The 20,732-nt window shown below is 70.1% G+C and carries 17 protein-coding genes; 10 read left to right on the top strand and 7 right to left on the bottom strand.

The features are described 5' to 3' along the window. Positions 1-517: 517 nt before the first annotated feature. The 4 genes from A4R44_RS13745 to A4R44_RS13730 all read left to right on the top strand — a co-directional run bounded on the left by A4R44_RS13745 (position 518) and on the right by A4R44_RS13730 (position 5,687). Positions 518-1,219 (top strand): IclR family transcriptional regulator, encoded by a 702-nt coding sequence (locus A4R44_RS13745; RefSeq protein WP_232791589.1) that lies wholly within the window; start codon positions 518-520, stop codon positions 1,217-1,219. A 95-nt stretch (positions 1,220-1,314) separates the two neighbouring features. Next, entirely contained in the window at positions 1,315-2,931 is a 1,617-nt protein-coding gene (locus tag A4R44_RS13740; RefSeq protein WP_067579821.1) for a thiamine pyrophosphate-dependent enzyme, read from the top strand. Beyond that, complete coding sequence (locus tag A4R44_RS13735) at positions 2,928-4,388, top strand: aldehyde dehydrogenase family protein (RefSeq protein ID WP_067579819.1); 1,461 nt, start codon at positions 2,928-2,930, stop codon at positions 4,386-4,388. The genes A4R44_RS13740 and A4R44_RS13735 overlap by 4 nt, the downstream gene beginning before the upstream one ends. 42 nt (positions 4,389-4,430) lie before the next feature. Continuing rightward, positions 4,431-5,687 (top strand): aromatic acid/H+ symport family MFS transporter, encoded by a 1,257-nt coding sequence (locus A4R44_RS13730; protein WP_067579817.1) that lies wholly within the window; start codon positions 4,431-4,433, stop codon positions 5,685-5,687. A 1-nt stretch (position 5,688) separates the two neighbouring features. Here the strand turns inward: A4R44_RS13730 and A4R44_RS13725 are convergent, their stop codons facing one another. The 4 genes from A4R44_RS13725 to mgtA all read right to left on the bottom strand — a co-directional run bounded on the left by A4R44_RS13725 (position 5,689) and on the right by mgtA (position 12,069). Continuing rightward, positions 5,689-6,969: a nitrate/sulfonate/bicarbonate ABC transporter ATP-binding protein gene (locus A4R44_RS13725; RefSeq protein WP_067579815.1), complete on the bottom strand. Its 1,281-nt coding sequence runs from the start codon at positions 6,967-6,969 to the stop codon at positions 5,689-5,691. Positions 6,970-6,980: 11 nt separating this feature from the next. Next, the gene (locus tag A4R44_RS13720) at positions 6,981-8,714 is read right to left on the bottom strand and encodes an ABC transporter permease subunit (RefSeq protein ID WP_067579813.1); all 1,734 of its coding nucleotides are present in this window, start codon (positions 8,712-8,714) and stop codon (positions 6,981-6,983) included. Positions 8,715-8,717: 3 nt separating this feature from the next. Further along, a complete protein-coding gene (locus A4R44_RS13715) occupies positions 8,718-9,437 on the bottom strand; it encodes an MgtC/SapB family protein (RefSeq protein WP_067579811.1) in 720 nt (239 codons plus the stop codon). A gap of 64 nt (positions 9,438-9,501) precedes the next feature. Further along, a complete protein-coding gene (gene mgtA, locus A4R44_RS13710; RefSeq protein WP_067579809.1) occupies positions 9,502-12,069 on the bottom strand; it encodes a magnesium-translocating P-type ATPase in 2,568 nt (855 codons plus the stop codon). A 248-nt stretch (positions 12,070-12,317) separates the two neighbouring features. Between mgtA and A4R44_RS13705 the strand changes: the two genes are divergently transcribed. From A4R44_RS13705 to A4R44_RS13690, 4 genes are all read left to right on the top strand, one after another. After that, positions 12,318-12,677, top strand: a complete 360-nt coding sequence (locus A4R44_RS13705) for a helix-turn-helix transcriptional regulator (protein ID WP_067579807.1) — start codon at positions 12,318-12,320, stop codon at positions 12,675-12,677. Positions 12,678-12,729: 52 nt separating this feature from the next. Next, on the top strand, positions 12,730-13,452 hold the full coding sequence (locus A4R44_RS13700; protein WP_067579805.1) for a DsbA family protein: 723 nt from the start codon (positions 12,730-12,732) through the stop codon (positions 13,450-13,452). 20 nt (positions 13,453-13,472) lie between these two features. After that, on the top strand, positions 13,473-14,039 hold the full coding sequence (locus A4R44_RS13695) for an NUDIX domain-containing protein (RefSeq protein ID WP_067579803.1): 567 nt from the start codon (positions 13,473-13,475) through the stop codon (positions 14,037-14,039). A 139-nt stretch (positions 14,040-14,178) separates the two neighbouring features. Next, the gene (locus tag A4R44_RS13690) at positions 14,179-14,994 is read left to right on the top strand and encodes an alpha/beta hydrolase (protein ID WP_067579801.1); all 816 of its coding nucleotides are present in this window, start codon (positions 14,179-14,181) and stop codon (positions 14,992-14,994) included. 4 nt (positions 14,995-14,998) lie between these two features. Here the strand turns inward: A4R44_RS13690 and A4R44_RS13685 are convergent, their stop codons facing one another. After that, the gene (locus tag A4R44_RS13685; RefSeq protein WP_067579799.1) at positions 14,999-16,384 is read right to left on the bottom strand and encodes a helix-turn-helix transcriptional regulator; all 1,386 of its coding nucleotides are present in this window, start codon (positions 16,382-16,384) and stop codon (positions 14,999-15,001) included. Positions 16,385-16,568: 184 nt separating this feature from the next. Between A4R44_RS13685 and A4R44_RS13680 the strand changes: the two genes are divergently transcribed. Further along, positions 16,569-16,928, top strand: a complete 360-nt coding sequence (locus tag A4R44_RS13680; protein ID WP_067579797.1) for a hypothetical protein — start codon at positions 16,569-16,571, stop codon at positions 16,926-16,928. 1,191 nt (positions 16,929-18,119) lie between these two features. Here A4R44_RS13680 and A4R44_RS13670 read toward each other — a convergent pair. Next, a complete protein-coding gene (locus tag A4R44_RS13670; RefSeq protein WP_067579793.1) occupies positions 18,120-18,461 on the bottom strand; it encodes a hypothetical protein in 342 nt (113 codons plus the stop codon). Positions 18,462-18,996: 535 nt separating this feature from the next. On the opposite strand from A4R44_RS13670, the gene A4R44_RS13665 reads away from it, so the two are divergent. Next, entirely contained in the window at positions 18,997-19,965 is a 969-nt protein-coding gene (locus A4R44_RS13665) for a helix-turn-helix domain-containing protein (protein WP_067579791.1), read from the top strand. A 40-nt stretch (positions 19,966-20,005) separates the two neighbouring features. On the opposite strand, the gene A4R44_RS13660 is transcribed toward A4R44_RS13665, so the two are convergent. Further along, positions 20,006-20,732, bottom strand: a 727-nt coding sequence (locus A4R44_RS13660; RefSeq protein WP_095213313.1) for a cyclase family protein, incomplete at its 5' end; no start/stop codon positions are given.

Raw genomic sequence — 20,732 nt, 5'->3', positions numbered from 1 at the left:
CACCCCGAAGCTTGAGTGTGCTGACGGTTCGGGGGTNCGGGGGTGCTTGTCAAGGCGGGAAAGATGCCTTGACAAGCACCCCCGAACCGCAGGGAGGCTTCGTATCGGGGTTGGGGGAGGGCTGGGCGCCTCGATGGGTGGGTGCGTTGGCTGCGGTGGGTGTGCGGGGGTTCTCGTGCGCGGAGCGTGCTGGTGGCGGTGGGGATTCGCGGGGTGCGGGTGGTGCCCCGATGCGACATTGGGGCGTATCGCGGGCTGCGGCGGACCGGTCGAGGGTCGTGAGGGGAACTGAGGGAATCAGAGTCAATGAGGGTGGCCCTCACGGACCTCGGGCGGGGGCGGGGCGGTGGGTGATCGTCCAGTGTGGACGGTCGGGGGGAGGGCGGGTTGCCGTGTTCGCGGGACTGGCGGATGATGGGCGGCCAGTCCCCGTCCTGTTCCACCGCAGCCCCGGAGGCACGCGATCGCCGGCAACGCCGCCGAACCCGGGCGCACGGTCCTGAGCCGCGCGTTCGCGGTGCTGGATTCCTTCCTGTCCGGCCGGCCCGAGCAGACTCACGGCGAGATCACCCGGGCGACCGGGCTCGCGCCTGCCACGGTGCATCGGCTGCTGGCCGAACTGACCGGCTGGGGCGCGTTGGAGCGCACCGGCAGAGGCCGGTACCGGATCGGGCTCCGGCTGTGGCAGCTCGGGGCGCAGGCGCCGGGCGGGCGCGAGCTGCGGGACGTCGCGTTGCCGTTTCTGCAGGATCTGCTGCAGGTGACGCACGAGGTCGTCCACCTGGTCGTGCTGGACGGGGACCGGGCGCTGTATCTGGAAAAGCTTGAGGCGCATCCGGATGTCGTGGTGACCTCGCGGGTCGGACTGCGGCTTCCGCTGCACGCGGCGGGACCGGGCAAGGTGCTGCTCGCGCACGCGCCGCCGGAATGCCTTGAGAAGATTCTGTCCGGCGGGCTGGAGCGCAGGGCCAGCGGGACGATCACGGATCCGGCGCGGCTGCGGCAGGTGCTGGCGGAGGTCCGGCTGCAAGGGTTCTGCATCTCCCGCAACGAGATGACCGAGGGCGCGTCGTCGGTCGCGGCTCCGGTGCGCGGGCCCGGCGATCAGGTCGTGGCGGCGATTTCCGTGGTGGTGCCCAGTTGCACGCCGAATCTGTCTCCGCTCGTGCCGGTGGTGCGGATGGCCGCGCTGGGGGTCACGCGGGCATTGCAAGGCTGAGGAACTTTTCCGCTGAGTGGAAGAGGGGCTGGGCGGCCAGGGATCGGGGAGGGAGACTCCGGACCGCCCGTTGCCGCGCTGCCGAGGAGAAGTCCGTGAGTCCTGCCCCGACCGTTCGCGACGCCGCGTTCGACGTGCTGCGCCGGTTCGGCGCCACGACGGTGTTCGCCAATCCCGGGTCGACCGAGATCGCGCTGCTCACCGACCTGCCCGACGACCTCGAGTTCGTGCTGGCGCTGCACGAGGGTTCGGTGGTCGGCATGGCGACCGGCTGGGCACTCGCGAACGACCGGCCCGCGGTCGCGATCCTGCACACCACCGCGGGGCTCGGGAACGCGGTCGGCGCGCTCGCGACCGCGCGGGTGAACCGCGCGCCGCTGGTCGTGCTCGTCGGGCAGCAGGACCGCCGCCACCTCGCGCTGGAGCCGTTCCTCACCGGCCACCGGCTCGACGACCTCGCCCGGCCCACGCCGGTGTGGATCGCGGAACCGCCGCGTCCGCAGGACGTTCCGGGCGCGCTCGCCCGCGCCTGGCACGAGGCCCGCGAACACCGCGGCCCGGCGCTGGTGATCGTGCCGATGGACGACTGGTCGGAGCCGGCGGGCACGGACGAGCCGCTGCCCGCCCCGGCCGCGCTGCTCCGCGCGAACGCCGCCGAGCCCGCGGTGCTGGTCGAGCTGGCGAAATTCCTGGGCACGGCAAGCAATCCGGTGCTGGTGGTGGGCGCCGGGGCCGACGACGCCGAATCGTGGCGCGGGCTGACCGCGCTGGCCGAGACGCTCGCGTGCCCGGTGTGGCAGGAGGCGTTCGGCGCCCGCGCCGGATTCCCGCAGGACCACCCGCAGTTCGCCGGACATCTGCCGCCGGGCCGGGAAGAGCTGCGGAAAGCGTTGTCCGGGCACGACGCGGTGCTCTCGGTCGGCGCACCGGTTTTCCGCCAGTACCCGCGGGAACCTGGGCAGCTGACCGAGCCCGGCACGCGCGTCGCGGTGGTCACCGACGATCCGGACGAGGCGCACCGCAGCCCGGCCGATCTCGCGGTGCTGGCGAAGCCGTCGGCGGTGTGCGGTCCGCTGGCGGAGCTGATTCCGGCGCTGGAGCCGGGCGGGAAAAAGATCGGCCGGACGGTCGAGTTGCCCGCGGCGCCGGAGGAGGGCGCGCCGCTCGGGCCGGAGCATGTGTTCGGTCTGCTCGCGCGCCAGCTGCCCAAGGACACGGTGCTGGTCGAGGAATCGCCGTCGAGCCGCCCGTTGCTGCACGCGCTCGTGCCGGCGCGCGAACCGCTCGGGTTCCTCAGCGCGGCCATGGGCGGGCTGGGCTTCGGCATTCCGGCGGCGATCGGGTTGCGGATGGGCGGGCTCAAACGTCCGGTGGTGGCGGTGATCGGGGACGGCTCGTCGCTGTACTCGATCCAGTCGCTGTGGAGCGCCGCGCATTACAGCGTCGGCGTCCTCGTGATCGTGTTGTCCAACGGCGGCTACGCGATCATGGACAAACTCGCCGTGCGGCACGGCGAACGCACGGCCATGGGCGGGAAAGCGCCGTGGCCCGGATTCGACGAGGTCAGCGTGAGCGGGCTCGCGAAATCGCTCGGCTGCCCGGCGCGGCGCGCGGAAACCTACGAAGAACTGGAGTCGGTGTTGAACGAAGTGCTGCCGACGTTGGCCGCGCGCACGGAGCCGCTGGTGCTGGAAGTGGCGGTGAGGGCATGACGCTGCTCGGAACCGGATGGCAGGGCCGGATCTTCTCCGGCGGCTGGATCCCCGGCGCCGGCGGCGAATACGACGCGGTCGAGCCCGCCACCGGGAACACGCTGGCCCGGGTCGGCGCGGCGGCTCCGGAGGACGTCGCCAAGGCTGCCGCGACCGCGCGGGAAGCGCAGCGGGAATGGGCCGGGAGGCCGTACGACCAGCGGGCGCGGGTGTTGCGTCGCGCGGCGCGGCTTTTCGAGGACCACGGCGACGAGATCGACGAGTGGCTCATCCGGGAATCCGGTGCTACGCGGGGGTTCGCGCAGTTCCAGACCCGCGCGGTCGCGGCCGAGGAATGCCACGAAGCCGCGGCGCTCGCCGCCCATCCGTACGGGGAACTGTTGCGTTCCAGCCAGCCCCGGCTGTCGATGGCGCGCCGGGTTCCGGCCGGGGTGGTCGGGGTGATCTCGCCGTTCAACGCCCCGGTGATCCTCTCCATCCGCGCGATCGCGCCCGCCTTGGCGCTCGGCAACGCTGTTCTGGCGAAGCCCGACCCGCGCACTGCGGTGTGCGGCGGTGTCGTGCTGGCCAGGATCTTCGAGGAAGCCGGTCTGCCCGAAGGACTGTTCCACCTCTTGCCCGGCGGCGCGGAGGTCGGTGCGGCGCTGGTCGAGGACCCGCTGGTGCGCGTCATCGCGTTCACCGGTTCGACGAACGCGGGCCGCACAATCGCCGCCGCGGCGGGGGAGCGGCTCAAGCGCGTGCATCTCGAACTCGGCGGCAACTCGGCGCTGGTCGTGCTCGCCGACGCGGACGTCGAGCAGGCCGCGTCGGTCGGCGCGTTCGGTTCGTTCAACCACTCCGGACAGATCTGCATGGCGACCGGACGGCACCTGGTCGCGGCCGAAATCGCCGACGACTACGCGGCCGCGCTCGCCGAGCACGCGGCCAAGCTGACCGTCGGCGATCCGGCGAACGGCGACGTCGCGCTCGGCCCGCTGATCGACGCGGGACAGCGCGATCGGGTCCACTCGGTGGTCACCGGCAGCGCGGAGGCCGGCGCGAAGATCGCCACCGGCGGCACCTACGAGGACCTGTTCTACCGCCCGACCGTGCTCACCGACGTCCCGCTCGCCGCGCCCGCCTACGCCCAGGAGGTGTTCGGCCCGGTCGCGCCGGTCGTGCCGTTCTCCACCGCGGACGAAGCGGTGCGCCTGGCCGCCGGTACCGAGTACGGGCTGTCGCTGGGCATCCTGACCCGGGACGCCGCGCGGGGGCTGGCGCTGGCCGAGCGGATCCCGTCCGGTCTGGTGCACATCAACGACCAGACGGTGAACGACGAAGCCCTCGCGCCGTTCGGCGGGGTGGGGGATTCGGGAACCGGCTCCCGGCACGGCGGCGCGCAGGCCAACCTGGAGGCGTTCACCGAAACCCAGTGGGTCACCGTACGCGGGGACCTTCCGCAGTACCCGTTCTGAAAGCAATTCGGCCAGGTCCCCTCCGACGACGCAGGTGATGACATGACGGTCTCGACTGATCCCCGGGCGCGCCACGCCCGCTGGGTGGCCCCGCTGTGCTGGACGGCGGTGGCGCTCGAAGGGTTCGACCTGGTGGTGCTGGGCGTCGTGCTGCCCGCGCTGCTCAAGGACAAAGCGTGGGGGCTCGACCCCAACACGGCGTCGCTGATCTCCGCGGTCGGGCTGCTCGGCGTGGCGGTCGGCGCGTTCGCGATCGGCCCGCTCAGCGACCTGTTCGGCCGGCGCGGGATGATGCTGCTGACCGTGGCCAGCTTCTCGGTCTGCACGCTGCTGTGCGCGTTCGCGAACGGGCCGTGGCTGTTCGGCGTGCTGCGGTTCCTGGCCGGGCTCGGGCTCGGCGGCGTGCTCCCGACGGCGTTGGCGCTGATCACCGAGTACGCGCGGATCGGCCGCGGCGGCAGCGCGACCACCGTGCTGATGACCGGCTACCACGTCGGCGCGGTGCTCACCGCGCTGCTGGGAATCCTGGTGCTGCAACGGTTCGGCTGGCAGTGGATGTTCGTCATCGGGGCCGCGCCCGCGCTGATCCTGGTGCCGCTCATGCTGAAGTTCCTGCCCGAGTCGAAGGCGCTGGAACGGGCGAAGGAAGCGCGGCGGAACCGCAACCCGCTCGGTGTCCTGTTCCGGCACGGCTACGGCCGCGCGACGATCGCGTTCTGGGTGACGTCGTTCATGGGGCTGCTGCTGGTGTACGGCCTGAACACCTGGCTGCCGCAGATCATGCGCGCGGCGGGCTACGAACTCGGCGCGGCGCTGGCGCTGCTGCTGGTGCTGAACGTCGGCGCGGTCCTCGGCCTGCTGGCCGGCGGCCGGGTCGCGGACAAGATCGGCTACCGCCGTTCCACCATCCTGTGGTTCGCCGCGGCGGCGGTGTTCCTGGCGCTGCTGAGCATCAAGCTGCCCGGGGCGAGCGTGTACGCCGGCGTGCTGCTGGCGGGGATCTTCACCTTCAGTTCGCAGGTGCTGGTTTACGTGTACATCGCCCGCGTGTACCCCGCCGAGGCACGCGGCACCGGGCTGGGCGCGGCGAGCGGGATCGGCCGGTTCGGCGCGATGTCCGGGCCGCTGGTGACCGGGCTGCTGCTGTCGGCGGGGCTGGCGTATCCGTGGGGGTTCTATCTGTTCGCGGTGGTGGCGGTGATCGGGGCGCTCGCGATCGCGGCGGTGAACCGGGATCCGGCTCCGGACGCTCCGGCGGACAGCCCGGTGCCGGACGCGGTTCCGGCCCCGGAGAGCTGAGTCATTCGGCGGTCGTCTGGGCGATCCGGTCGCTGTCGGTGTCGTAGTCGAACAGTTCCGCGTACCGGCCCCAGTCGATCGCCGTGTCCAGCTGCTGGCGGGCGTCGGTGGTGGAGAAGCCGCGGCGGAGGAGGTCGAGGAAGAACTCCGCGCGCAGCGTGCCGTCCGAGCTGGCGGTGAGCGCGTTGACGATCGTGCGCACCAGCGGCGCCCGGTCGCGGACCTGACCGGCGAAGATCTTCTTGCTGGTCTGGATGTCCGCGGTGGTGAAGGCGGTGCCGACCGGGGTCAGGTGCAGGTCGCCGCCCGCCACGAAGAGAAGATCCAGCAGGGCGGCGGCGTCCACGAGCGGCAGCAGGTCGTCGACCTCGAAACTCAGCTCGGCGGCGAGATCCGGCAGGTCGGCGTGACCGCCGCGGGCGTAGACGAGTTCGACCAGCCCGGCGAGCCCGCCGACCGACGCGGGCGGCAGCGGCCGGGCGGTGGGCGTGGCCTGCGCGGGTTCGACGGCGGCCGGGTCGCGTCCGGTCAGCAGGTCGTAGAGGCGATCGACCAGCGCGGCGAACGCGGGGGATGTGCGGTCGCGCGGCCGGGCGAGATCGACCTCCACTTCCGCGCGCAGGTTTCCGGGGTTGGAACCGAGGACCAGCACCCGGTCGGCGAGCAGCACGGCCTCCTCGATGTTGTGCGTGACGATGCAGACCGCCTTGGTCGGGAAATCTTCGCGCTGCCACAGGCTCATCAGCTCGGTGCGGAGGTTTTCCGCGGTCAGCACGTCGAGCGCGGAGAACGGTTCGTCCATCAGCAGGACGTCCGGTTCGAGCACGAGCGCGCGGGCGAAACCGACGCGCTGCCGCATCCCGCCGGAGAGTTCCTTGGGATAAGCGGATTCGAAGCCGTCGAGACCGATGAGGTCGATCGCTTGCAACGCACGGTCCCGGCGGGCTCTCGGCGGGATCCCGCGCGCGGCGAGGCCGAGTTCGACGTTGTCCTGCACGGTCAGCCACGGCATCAGGGCGAAGGTCTGGAACACCATCGCGGTGCCCGGGTTGGCCCCGTCGAGTTCGTCGCCGCGGTAGCGCACGGTGCCGCGGGTCGGGCCGATCAGCCCGGCGATCGTGCGCAGCAGCGTCGACTTCCCGCTGCCGGACCGGCCGAGCAACGCGACGATCTCGCCGGCGCGCAGGTCGAGGGTGATGTCGTCGAGGACGCGCAGTTCGTCGCCCGCCGAACCGGGGAAGCTTTTGCTGACCTGCTCGACGGACACGAGGACTTCGGACATGAGAATACCTTTCAGGACAGGGAGAACCGGCGTTCGGCGAGGCGGTACAGCCGCCGCCAGAAGAGCCGGTTGAGACCGACGACGTACAGGCTCATCACCGCGACGCCGAGCAGGATCCGCCCGGAATCGCCGGAGCCGGTCGCGTCGGCGATGTAGGCGCCGAGGCCGGTCGCGGTGAGCGTGACCCCGTTGTAGGACACGATTTCCGCGACGATGGAGGCGTTCCACGCGCCGCCCGCCGCGGTGATCCCGCCGGTGACGTAGCCCGGGAAAATGGCGGGCAGCACGAGGCGGCGCCACCACAGCGCGCGCGGCAGCCGCAGGTTCGCGGCGGCCTCGCGCAGGTCGTGCGGGATGGCCGAGGCCCCCGCGATGACGTTGAACAGGATGTACCACTGCGCGCCGAGGCTCATCAGCAGGATGCCGCCCCAGTCCAGGGAAATCCCGGTCGCCACGAGCACGGCGGTGATCAGCGGGAACAGGAAGTTCGCCGGGAACGACGCGAGCACCTGCACGACCGGCTGGGCGAGCCGCGACACCCGCGGGTTCATCCCGATCCACACGCCGATCGGCACCCACACCAGTGTCCCGGCGACCACCAGCGTCACCACCCGCGCGAACGTGATCAGGCCGAGCAGCAGCACGTGGCCGATCTCGCCGTATCCGGTGGTCTCGCCGATGAACAGCACCATGCGCACGGCACCGCAGAGGATCAGCCCGAAGACGACGACACTGAACACGATGTCCGCGGCGCGCCGGCGGGCGGGGGAGAACCGCAGCGGGTACTCGGCGAGCCCGAACACCGCCAGCGCCCGGTCGAGCGGGAACACCAGCTTGCCGAGCACCCGGCCGAGCAGCGCCGGGATCCGCGAGCGGCGCAGCAGATCGAGCACCAGGCTGCGGGGTGCTTCGGCGGCTTCGGAGTTCTCGATGCGGAACCGCTCCGACCACGCGGTGAGCGGACGCCAGAACAGCACGTTCACTCCGACGACCAGGACCACCATCACGCCGACAGCCAGCAGCACCTTGCCGAGGTCGCCCTCTTCGGAAGCTGCCGCGACGTACGCGCCGATGCCGGGCAGCGCGAACTTCTGGTTGTTGACGCTGAGCGCTTCGGAGGCGGTGAGGAAGAACCAGCCGCCGCCGAAGCTCATCATCCCGTTCCAGACCAGCGGGATCATGCCGCTCGGCACGTCGACGCGCCAGAATCGCTGCCAGCGGGACAGCCGCAGCAACCGCGACGCCTCGTCGAGATCGCGCGGTTGCGACACCAGCGAGTGGTGGAACGCGAACGTCATGTTCCACGCCTGCGAGGTGAAGATCGCGAAGATCGACGCGCATTCCAGGCCGAGTTGCGAGCCGGGGAACAGCGCGATGAACCCGGTGATCGTCACCGACAGGAACCCGAGCACCGGCACCGACTGGAGGATGTCGAGCGCGGGCAAGAGGATCTTTTCGGTGCGCCGCAGCCGGGCCGCCGCAGTCGCGTAGACGAAGGTGAACCCGACCGACAGCACGAGCGCGACGAACATCCGCAGCAGCGAGCGTCCGGCGTAGTAGGGGAGTTCGGCCGGATCAGTGGACACTGTGGACGGTGCGGTCGCCGGAGTCCACGCCGTGGCGGTGCCGTGCGCGAGCCGCACGATCAGCCACAACGCCGCGGCGGCACCGAGGAACACCGCCACGTCGGCGGCCGTGCGGCGGGGCCGGACGAGCGCGCCGCGGGTGGGGAAGGTGGGAAGCATGGTCTAGTTCTCGCTGTCTCGCTCGGAGTAAGAGAGTTCGACCTGCCAGCGCACGCTGGTCACCGACGGCTCCATGGACAGCCGGCTCACCGCCGACTCCATCTGCTTGTCGTCGCGCTGGTCGGCGCACAGTTCGGCGCGGACCTGCACCTGCCCGTCAGTGTCGGTATTGGTGCTGGTGACCGATTGCAGGGCGAAATCGGTGCGCGCCAGCGCCTGCACGAGCAACGCGCGCACGTGTGCTTCGGAATCGTCCTTGGTCACCGCCAGGAAGGTGTACGAGGTCGGGGTTTCGCGGCCGGTCGCCGGACGGCGGTCGACCGCCCGGCCGAGCGGCCGCAGCGCGATGTTCACCGCCATCACCACGGCGGTGCCCGCGCCCGCGGCCGTGTACAGCCCGGCTCCGGCGAGCGCGCCCACCGCGGCGGAACACCACAGCGTCGCCGCCGTGTTGAGCCCGCGCACGGTCAGTCCTTCGCGCAGAATCACGCCCGCGCCGAGGAAACCGATTCCGGAAACAATTTGCGCGGCGACCCGGGTGGGGTCGGCGCTCGCTCCGCTGAAACCGTGCGCGGACAGCAGCACGAACAGCGTCGACCCGGCCGCGACCAGCGCGTTCGTGCGCAGTCCTGCCATCCGGGCGCGGTATTGGCGTTCAAATCCGATCACCGTGCCGAGGCCCACTCCGGCGCCAAGGCGCAGCAACATCTCCGCAGTCGTCATCTGCGCTCCCACTGATTGGTGCGAAAAATTCAGAAATAGTCGGGAAAAGCCGGAAAAAGGACGGTTACCACCACGCCCGCCGGCGTGCGTAGCCGCGTTTCGCTATGTGGGCCGCCAGCGCGTACCCGGCCAGCACGAGCACCAGCCACAGCAGGTAGCCGGCGGGCAGCGCCTGCATCCGCAACGGTCCGGCGAGCGGCGACAGCGGCACCAGCAAACCGACGAGCGCGGCGGCTGCCGTGGCCAGCACGACCGGGCGGCTGGCGCGCGGGGAAGTGCCGCGCCCGCGCAGCACGAGCACGACCAGCAGCTGCGAGAGCAGACCCTCGACGAACCAGCCGGTCTGGAACAGCAACGGGTCCGCGCCCGCACCGAAGACGTGCCACAGCACAGCGAACGTCGCGAGGTCGAACAGCGACGACAACGGGCCGAAGACGAGCATGAAACCGGTCAGCCCGCGGGCGTCCCAGCGGCGCGGACGGCTGAGGTATTCGTCGTCCACCCGATCCCACGCCAGCGCGAGCTGGGCCAGGTCGTAGAGCAGGTTCGACACCACGAGCTGGATCGGCAGGATGGGCAGGAACGGCAGAAACGCGCTGGCCGCGAGCACCGACAGCACGTTGCCGAAGTTCGACGCGGCGGTGATGCTGACATACTTCAGCGTGTTGCCGAGCGTCCGCCGTCCTTCGGCCACGCCGCGAGCGAGCACGCCCAGGTCGCGATCCAGCAGCACCAGGTCCGCCGCCTCCTTCGCCGCGTCGGTGGCGGTGTCCGGAGCGATCCCGACGTCGGCGGTGCGCAGCGCGGTGACGTCGTTGACGCCGTCGCCGACAAAGCCGACCGCACAGCCGTTCTCGCGCAACGCGGTGACCACGCGGGCCTTGTGCGCCGGTGTGAGCTTCGCGAAGACGGTGGTGTCCTTGACGATCTCGCGCAATTCAGCGTCGTCCGCCGCTTCGACCCGGCGGCCGAGCACGACCTCGCCGACCGGGATGCCCGCCGAATCCGCGACGCGCGCGGCGACATGCCGGTTGTCGCCGGTCAGCACTTTCAGCGCGACGCCTTGCTCGCCAAGGGCTTTCACCGCGTTGACGACGCCGTCGCGGACCGGGTCGACGAATCCCACGAAACCGACGAGGATCATCTCGTTCTCGTCAGTTTCGTCGAATCCGCCGAGCCCGGCGCTGACTTCCCGGGCGGCTACCGCGAGCACCCGCATGCCGTGCTCGGCGTACGCGCGCACCAGTTCTTCCGCGCCGATCCGGGCCGCGTCGTCGAATTCGGTGACGACGCCGTCGCGGCGCGCGTGGCCGCAGCGCGGCAGGATCTCGTCCGGGTCGCCCTTGCTGATCAGCAGGTGTTCGCTCCCGCGCCGGACCACGACGCTGGCCCGGCGGCGCGCGTGGTCGAAACCGATCTCGGCGACGCCGGTGAACAGCGCGTCGGCGACCAGGTCGTCCTCGCCGTCGAACAGGGTCTCGATCGCCTCGTCCAGCCGGTCGTGCCGGTCGGTCTGGAACCGCACCGCCAGCCCGGCGTATTCGGCTGCTTCGCCGTCCGGGCTGCCGGAGTAGTCGACGCTGTGCGCGTAGGCGATCCGGTCCTCGGTGAGCGTGCCGGTCTTGTCGACGCACAGCACGTCCATCGCGGCGAGGTCCTGAATGGCGTTGAGCCGCTTGACAATCACCTGCCGCCGGGACAGCGCGGCCGCGCCCCGGGCGAGGTTCGTGGTGACGATGACCGGCAGCATTTCCGGCGTGAGACCGACCGCGACGGCGACCGCGAACATCCCGGCTTGCGCCCAGTCTCCGGTGACCGTGCCGTTGACGACGAGCACGATCGGGACCATCACCAGCATGAACCGCACGAGCGTCCAGCCGACGCGGCGTACCCCGGCGTCGAAGCTGGATTCCGCGCGCGGCTCGGCGGATTGCTTGGCCAGCGCGCCGAAGTAGGTCTCGCTGCCGGTCGCGGCTACTACCGCGGTAGCCGTTCCGCCGACCACCGAGGTGCCCGCGAAGCCGAGCGCGGGCGTCTCGACGAGTTCGTGCTCCTCGTGCTTGCCGGGCTGGGGCGCGCGCTTCGCGACCGGCAATGCCTCGCCCGACAGCGCGGACTGGTCGACCACGAAGTCTTTCGCGGCGACGATGCGCACGTCAGCCGGGATGACGTCGCCGGGTCCGAGCAGCACGACGTCGCCGGGCACGAGGTCTGCCGTGGGCACTTCACGCTCGCTGCCGGGAAACTCCGCCGCCGCGCGCCGACGCACGGTGACAGTGGTGGTGATCTGGTCGCGGACCGCGCTGATCGCGCGCTCGGACCGGGATTGCTGCCAGAAGCGGAGGCCGATGCTGAGCGCGACCATCACGCCGACGGTCACCGCGCCGCGAATGTCGCCGACGCCGGCGAAGACCACGCCGAGCGCGGTCAGCAACGCGACGAACGGGCTTCGCGCGGCGGCCCAGACGCGGACGGGCGCACGGTCCGTTCCGTCGATGCGGTTGTCGCCGAAGCGGCGCAACCGTTCGGCCGCCTCGTTCTCGGTGAGGCCTTTGGGCGAGCTGCCGAGATTCCGGAAGAGAGTGAGCACCGGCGCGTCGCCGTGGGCGCGCAGGGCGGGAAAGCGGGTCATGGTCGTCCCCTCGAGGTCTGCTGGGCGGCAGCGGACCGCGCGGGGGCCCCGGCCCTACCTGGCGGCCCGGCTTCCCGCGCGGTCGCGGCACCTACTTCCTTCGCCGGTCACCCGGCTCACCTCCTCCGCAAGACTCATCGACCGGCGGTTCGCGCCGACCGGGGACCAGTAGAGCGCAGATCACGGAAACAGTCAAACACTTGTGCAACTGATGGGGGCTAAGTCACCCTGGAGGCCCACCCGAGAGGATGTCCCTCGTGTCCACCCCACCCCAGCCCCCGCCGGAACCGCTCCCCGCCGACCTGCTGCAGGACGCGGCCGCGACGTTCGGCCTGCTGTCCGCGACCGTGCGGCTGCACCTGCTCTGGCTGCTGTCGCACGGGGAGCGCGACGTCGGCACGCTCGCCGAGGAGACCGGCCAGACCGTGCCGACCGCCAGCCACCACCTGGGCAAACTGAAACTCGCCGGGCTGGTGCGCGCCCGTCGCGAGGGAAAACGGCAGGTGTACGTGCTCGACGATCCGCACGTGCGCCACATCGTCCAGCTGGCGGTGCAGCATCACCAGGAACTGACCGGCGAGGTCGGGCGGCGCAGCAAGGGCGCTTGATCTCGGCCTCGTGGCGCGACGCGGAGGGGGTGTGGATCGTAGGCTCGCGGTCATGGCCGAGCTGAACTTCTACTTCGATCCGGTGTGCCCGTTCGCGTGGATGACCAGCAAGTGGGTCCGCCAGGTGGCCCGCCAGCGCTCGTACGAGGTGGACTGGCGGTTCATCTCGCTGCGGCTGCTGAACGCGCATCTGGACTACTCGGCGCACTTCCCGCCGGAGTACGACGCTTCGCACACGTCCGGACTCCGGCTGCTGCGCGTGGCGGCCGCGGTGCGCGCCTCACACGGCCGGGAGGCGGTCGGCCCGCTGTACGAGGCGCTGGGGGAGCAGAACTTCGAGAGCGCTCTGGTCGAGGACACTGCCGAGGCTCGGGCCGCGCAGGGCACTCGCTCGGCTGCTGCGACGGCGCTTTCGCGCGCCGGCCTTCCGGCGGACCTTGCCGACGCGGTCGACGATGCTCAGTGGGACGCGGAGATCCAGCGGGAGACTGATGAAGCCCTTTCGCTGACCGGCAAGGACGTCGGGACGCCGATCCTGCACTTCCAGCCGCCGGAGGGGGTCGCGTTCTTCGGCCCGGTGATCAGCCGGCTGCCCTCGGACGAGGAGGCGGTGGAGCTGTGGGATCACGTGGCGGGGTTGGCCGCGTTCCCGGGATTCGCCGAGCTGAAGCGGAGTGTGCGGGAGATGCCGCAGTTGCCGTCGTTCGGGGTCGGGGCGGGGGAGACTGGGCGGGAACAGGATTGGCACGGCGGGAGCCGGCGGCTGAAGAAGTAGGAGTCGGGCAGAGCCGCGTCATGGATCCCGATCGGCCGCCCGAGGCCACCAAGTGGACGATCCACGGCGAACGCGTAGTCGACGACACGCGACGCTTGCGGCTCAGCGTCGCCTCGGTCGAATTGCCGGATGGCGTGACCTTCGAGCAGTACGTCGTGCGGATGCCGAAGGCCGCGATGATGGTGGTCCTCGACGATTCCGGCAGGTCGGTGCTGATGCTGTGGCGGCATCGCTGGATCTTCGACCGGTGGGTGTGGGAACTGCCCGGGGGATCCGTCGACCCGGACGGGAACCCGGCGATCACGGCCGCGCGCGAGGTCGAAGAGGAGACGGGGTGGCGGCCCCGCACCAGCGAGCCGTTGGCTTCGCTTCAGCCGAACGTCGGCATCGCGGACAACGAAAACCTGCTTTTCCTGTCCAGGGGCGCGGAGTACATCGGCGGCGAGACCGACATCAACGAGGCGGAGCGGGTGGCGTGGGTGCCGTTGCCGGCTGTGCGCGAGCGGATCGCGAGAGGCGAGATTCTCGGCGCTTCGTCGCTGGTCGGTCTGCTTCATGTGATCGCGTTTCCACCGGACCCGCGCTGAAACGGAGGAACTGCTCCGGCCGCGTGGTCGTCGCATCTGGTCGCGGTGACTGTCGACTTCGTTACACCGTCGGAGAATTTCGTCCCCCGAACGCGCGAACCTGACACACTGGGAGTTGACGACGACTCCGGGAGTGTCCATGTCGCGCGACAGCTATCGGACAGTTCGCACACCGGACGGCCTCGATCTGGCCGGCACCCTGACCGAGCCGGACGGCAGAGCCCGCCGGGCGGTGCTGCTCGTGCAAGGGGCGAGCGTCACCCGTGAGGAAGGCGGCTTCTTCACCCGGCTCGCCGCAGGCCTGGCCGAGGCCGACATCGCCTCGCTGAGAGCCGACCTGCCCGGTCACGGCGAAAGCGAAGGCCGTCAGGAGGATCTGACGCTTTTCGCGCTGCTCAACGTGATCCGAGCCGGCATCGAGCAGCTGTCCGGCGCTGTCCCGGGCGTGCGCACGTCGCTCGCGGCGGCCAGTTTCTCCGGCGGCGTCGCGGCGTACTACGCGGCCAAGCGACCGGCGGACGTCGAGCGGCTCGTCCTGTTCAACCCCCTCATCGACTACCGCGGGCGGTTCATCGAAGAGAAGTCCGCGTGGTCGCCGGAGGGCTACCTCGACGACGAGGGCGCCGCCGACCTCAAGCGCCAGGGCTATCTCGGCCACGGGCCGGGCTTCCGGCTCGGCCGGGCGCTGCTCAACGAGGCGTTCTGGTTCGAGGCCCGCGAAAACCTGCCGCACATCGCCGCGCCGACGCTTGTCGTGCACGGCAGCGCGGACACGTTCGTCCCCGTCGAGTCGTCGCAGGCGGCTGATCGGGAGCTCGTCTGCGAACACCGGCTGCTTCAGCTCGACGGCGCACAGCACGGTTTCGCGGTTCACGACGATCCCGAGTACGCCGATCCGCGGACGCGAGCATGGCAACAGCAGGTGATCCGCGAAGTCCGGGAATGGCTTCGATAACGGGTCAGCCGTTCAGCGCCGCGCGCAGTTCCCGGACGTCCGGGCGGTTGTGCCATGGCTTGAGCACTTCGACGACCCGGCGGAGTTCTTCGTTGGTGCGGCGGGAGTTCGTTTCCGCGGCTCGACGGGCCGAGATGAGGCCGGTTCTGGCTGCCTGGTCCGGTTCGCCGGAGAGGGCCAGCGAGTTCGCCATGAGGGACAAGAAGAAGCCGTAGTCGCGACGGGAGAAGTGGGTTTCCTTCAACGTTTTCTCGTACAGCTCCACCGACCGGCGCGGTTCGCCCGCTTCGGTGTAGCAGATGGCTGTCTGCATGGTCAGGAGAGTCGCGTTGAAATGCGCGCCCAGCGGCGATTCGACCGGTCCGGCGTCGTCCAGCAGTTTCCAGGCGACGTCGAGTGTGCGGTTGACCTGATCGGGCGACGCGCCGAGCATCGCCTCCGCGCGGGCTTCCTGCTGGGCGGCCTCGGCCTGGAGCCGCTGGGGGAGCGACCAGGGGCCGTTGCGCACCGCCCGGGTGAGGACGAGCATTCGCCGCGGATCGCGTTCGTCGTAGGCGACCTGGGCTTTCTTGAGCAGAATGTAGCCCTGCATCGTGCTGTCGCCGGCCGCCTGCGCCCATTCCATCGCGCGGTCGTGCCAGTACAGCGAGTCTTCCCGCTGCCTGCGGTCCCGGTAAAGCCATCCGGCGAACTCCGCGCCCTCCGAACCGATTCGCAGCAGGTCCCGCTGATCGTCGGGAGCCGCGTCGCGGGCGATGCGGTCGATGATGTCCAGCACGCCGAGCGTCATCGGAAGCGTTTTGGCCGGACCGCGTTCGCCGTCCTCGTGTTTGTACTGGTCGAGCTGCCGGCGGAGATAGTGCGTGACGGTTTTGTCCATGTACCGCCGGGGATTCTCCAGCGCTCGCGCGACATGCTCGGCGCTGCCTATCCCCAGCGCGGGCAAAGCCGCGACCGGCAGGCCGTTTTTGAGCAGTGAGCGGCGACTGAGCGGGCTCATGGCGTCCCATTCTGTGGTCGGAACCGCTGGCTGGGCCGCGTCGCCGAGCGCGGGCACGAGCCGGGCGAGGACGCTGGCCGCGACGGTCGCCCGGTCCAGCGGCAGCGCGACCGGACGCCCGTCCACGACGACGGGCAGCAGGACGCTCGGCGCTCCCGGCGGCCTGCGGAGGTCCGCCGGGGTGCCTTCCCGGAGCAGTTCCTCGAGCCGGGCGGGGCTGATGCGCAGCAGCCGGGCGAGCCGGTCGCGCCGGTGCGGACGCGGCTCGGAGCGGCCGGATTCCCAGGCGCGGATGCTTTTTTCGTCGGCGGGCAGCAGCGCGGCGAGCTTTTCTTGCGTCAGGTTCGCCGCTTTGCGTGCCCGGACAAGTCCCTCTCGCCGTTCGCCCATGGGCGACACCCCTTCGCAACAACGCGGGGTCACTAGGTTACCGCAGGTCACCGTGTGCGAGGCAAGGCGATTCCCTCGGTTGCCGCCCGCTTTTCGCCCGGTTTGCTGGCTGGTCCAGGCCACTGGCCGGCCCCATGGTGGTGGGGCACCGCGAAGACACTTCCGAAGCCGAGAGGTGGATCGCATGAAGGCGGCAGCGACGCTCGGCGAGGCGACCCGCACCGGCCATCCGGCAGTGGTCATCGTGTGTTGCGCGCTCTTGCTGCTGGTACTGCTCTCGATGTGGCTCTGGCACGCACGCCGGCCGATCCCGCCCCCGCGCGGAAAGCTGACCGTCCGCGACCTCCAGGCGCGGCTGGACTACGAGGTCCAGGCCGAGATCGAACAAGCCCGGCTGGCCGAGTTCCGCCGGACGGCCGAGGAGGCCGCCGCCGAACGAGCCGGCGAGGACACCGAAGTCCTCCCGAAAGTCGAGGACACCGTCTTCCCGGAGGCCGAAAGCCCGCGAAAAGGGGAGAAGCCCGATAAGGCTCGGTGCGGTTAGGAGCGTCCCGCCCTTCGCTCACCGCACCGTTATGCCTGCCCCAGCCTGGCGCGGCACGCCACCTCCCCTGGGCTGGGGCAGGCCTCAAACTTGCCCGATCGGGACGAGCCCGTGAGTTTGCCGGTAAGAGCACGTCTCACGACGCGTGCAGCCGTTGCCTGATGTGCTGGACCAACGGTAGACCGCGTCGAAGGTGCGGCAGCCGTTGTCAGATTGTGGACATGCCTGAGCGTGCGGAGCCAGAAAGCCTCGCGGGTCAGGTCGGGGTGCAGGGGCCTGACAAGGCTCTCGCACTGGTCCGCGAGCCGATGGACAACAGCGGCCACGGTGCCTGAGCCGCGGCTTCGCGCAGGCCGAAAGGGGTTGCTGGTTCGCGCGGACGGACTCTGCGAGCTTGGTTCACTGGTCAACCACCGGATCGCCCGAGACACCTTGTTGAGCCACGTCGACGTGATCCCAGGTCTTTGCGAAGCGGCCGGCACTGTTACCGGGGACCTCGGCCAGCCTGGCGGCTTCCGCCTCCGCCGCGAGCGTTCGCTTGTTCGGTTGCCAGATCGGCCGGGAGCAGGGCGATACGGTGCAAGCTGCCGACCGGTTTCGTGTCGATATGCACTCAGAGAGGCGGCGACTGGCGGCTTCGCTGCTCCTGAACTTGATGCGGTCGGAATGGCTGGGGCCGCGAGCGCGCTGCCGTGAACAAAACAGTCGCAGACCATGCCCTCCGGCACTGCGGCAGTCGACTCGGTCTACGACTGCGAAACCTACTTGCGGCACCAGCATCACTTGGTCGGAGTAATCCTCTTGACGGGACGCAAAGCAGGCGAGGAGGGCAGATTTACCTCTTGCTTTAACATTATCGACGGTGCTATCCATAATGCTTCTCAGGCGCGGAAAGCGTGCAGGTGAGCAATGGTTNCCCCCGCCAATACTCGTCGGTTCCGGCGGCGACGTTCTCCGGCTTCGCGGCGGCGCTGCTGGCGTGGGTCCGCGTCGCGATCCAGAGCCTTTCCTCGACGAGGTCGCATCGGGGACCGTGCCGGCGCAGCACGTGGGCGAGGCCGACATCGGCCGTCTCCTCGCGCTTGTTCCAAGTCGGCAACCCGGTCGGTTCTCGCGGGCAGGAAACGCGAGTCCGGCAGGAGTTTCAGTCTGTCCGGGAATGACTGCGTGGTCAGCGCCGTTCGGGGATGATCACCGGGTTGTCGTCTGAATGTCGATCTCGCCGGCGAGCGTCCACTTCGCATTGTCCTTGCGGCACAGGAAACTCAACCGCAGGACTGTGCCGCGCGCGCGTCGCCGGTCGTGCCTGGTCTGGCCTTCCGGCCAGGTCGGCGGCGTTGTGGGCTCAAGGACGAACGGCAGCATCTCGCCGACGGGCATTCCGCTGGTCGGCGTGGTGCGGCCGGTGGCGTCTGCGCAGGGCACGCCGGACGCTGGGTCGGCTCCGGGACCGGCGCCCCGCACGAACTTCAGCGGGCTCCACAGGTGCGCGGCCGCCGCCTCCGGGGGACGGGCCGCCGGCGAGAGGAGCACCCTGACCTCGCCACGGGTTGTCGTTCCGAATGGCCACGACCGAGCTCGTCCAGTCCGCCGAGCTCGGGCTGGCCGCGGAGTTCCACCGTGAACTCGGAGTCCGGGGAGCCGGCGTTGGCCGGGGCGCGCCGAATCCGCAACTGCGGGGTGAGTTCGAAGTGCCGCCGGTCGCGCTCCAGCGCGGCGGTGGTCTCGTCGGCGACCGCCGAGCGCGTAGTTGCCCGCCGCCATCCGGGCGTGGCCGGCGCTGGCGAGCGAGACGAGCGCCACGATCAACGCTGCCTGGTCCATGCGCGCGGACTCTGGCCCTGCCGCGGCGACCTGCGGGGAGACAGCCTGCGCCGTGCTGTTCACATGTTCATTTCGCAGCACGGGATTCGGGCCCCGAATGGAGGTATCGTGCTCTCGCGGGGGACATAGACAATGTGGCAAAGGCGTAACGGATCAGCTTCGATGTCGGGGGACGGTCGGCTGAGGGTTCAATGCCAGCGATGCCAAGGGAAACCGATGACCAAGAGGACTTGCACTCGAACCGTTGTCGCTCCTGAGGGGAAACGAACTGTTCCGTTCGGGCGACCTTGACTATGTGCGCGACCAAGTGGGGCGTGTCTTCTGTCCGCACCGCCTGGAGTTGGCCGGCCACGGCGCGCGCCTGGACGCGCGGATGCGTACGAAGTGGCTGCGCACCATCGGCATCAACCTCGTCGGCTATGGCGGCGAGGTGCTTGTCGGACCGGGGCTGCTCAACGATTTTCTCGTCATCATGATCCCGCTGACGGGCCACGCGCTGGTGCGATCCGGCAATGAGGATATCGAATCGCATCCCGGTCTCGCCACGATTCCGCACCCCGACCGGCCGCTGACCATGCGCTGGAGCGCAGACTGCGTGAAGCTGATCGTGCGGATCGAGCGCTCGTGCTTGGAAGCCAACGTGCGAGAGCATTTCGGCCACGCTCTTGACGACAGGCCGATAGATTTCCGCCCCGACATGGACGTTGCCTCGGGCTACGGTGCGGGGTGGGCCAACCTCGCGCTGACCATCGCGCACGACCTCGACGATGAGCCCAGCCTGTTCGACGACACGCTGTTGGCGCGTACCTGGGAGCAGATCCTCATGCTGAGTCTGTTCCGGGCGCAGTCCGGTTTCGGTGAGCCCGAGTCGCCCGCTCGGTCGCAGATCGCGTCGCGTCGCCATGTCAACGCCGCACTCGCGGCGATCCGGCACCGTGTGGACGAACCGTGGACGATCGAACGTCTCGCGCGTGAGGTCGGGACCGGCAAGCGCAGCCTCCAGTCCGCGTTCCAGGACGCTGGCAGCACCTTCACCGGCGAACTCCGTGACGCGCGGCTGCGCAAAGCGCGGGACATCCTTCGGGTTTCCGCGCCGGGCTCGGTGAATGTCGCGAGTGTTTTCGCCCGGTGCGGGCTGCAGCATCACGGGCGCGCATCGGGTCGGTACCGGGCGCTCTTCGGGGAACGCCCCACGGACACGCTGCAGCGATGACGAGCAATGCGTTCCGGGGCGGGGCATCCGGCGGCTGTGGCTAGGTGATGGCGAGGGCGTTCGCGGGTGAGCCGACGGTGGTGCCGTGGTGCCAGGGCGCGCTGGTGACGAATGCCTGGTGGCGGTCGATGCTTCGGCAGTGCGGGGCAAGGTCGGCCAGCCACCAGAGTTCGCCGATGGCGATGCCGAGGCCGGCGAGCAGGACTCGGTGCAGGTAGCCCCAGGGCCAGGCGGCGCGGGTTTTGTCGGGCGGCCAGACCTCGAGGGCAGGGGTGTCGGTGGCGACTGCAGCGCAGCCGGTGTTCCACAGATAGCGGGCCATGTCTTCGGTGTGCGCGAGTCCGATCCAACGCGGGAACGGCGACTCCGCCAGCGCGTGCCGTGTGCGGGCGGGTTGTCCGAGGTACCAGCGGAGGAAACCTGTGTGCAGCAGAAGGATGTCGCCGGTGGCGTAGTCGAGCCCGGTGTTCGCGCGGCAGCGTTCGAGGTCCTCGACGGTGATCGCACGAGAGGTCGTGGGGTCGAAGCCGGCGCCTGCAACGCCCCAGACGGGCTCGAGGTCGAGTACCAGGCCGCGGCCGGCGATGCCTCGCTGCGCCCAATGCCGGATGGTTCCCGACCGGCCGGCGTCGACGTCGCTGCGGGTCGCTCCGCCGTGGAAAAGGTCGGGCAGGATGCCGGCGTGCCCGAGGGCGTCCCAGTGGCTGCCCGCTTGGGGATGGCAGTCGTCGAGGACGTCGTCGAGGACGATGCCGTGGTCGAATTGC

Source organism: Amycolatopsis sp. M39, assembly GCF_001651785.1.
Lineage (GTDB): Bacteria > Actinomycetota > Actinomycetes > Mycobacteriales > Pseudonocardiaceae > Amycolatopsis > Amycolatopsis rubida.
Note: the sequence above shows the minus strand (reverse complement) of the source record. Positions and strands in the feature narration are given on the sequence as shown.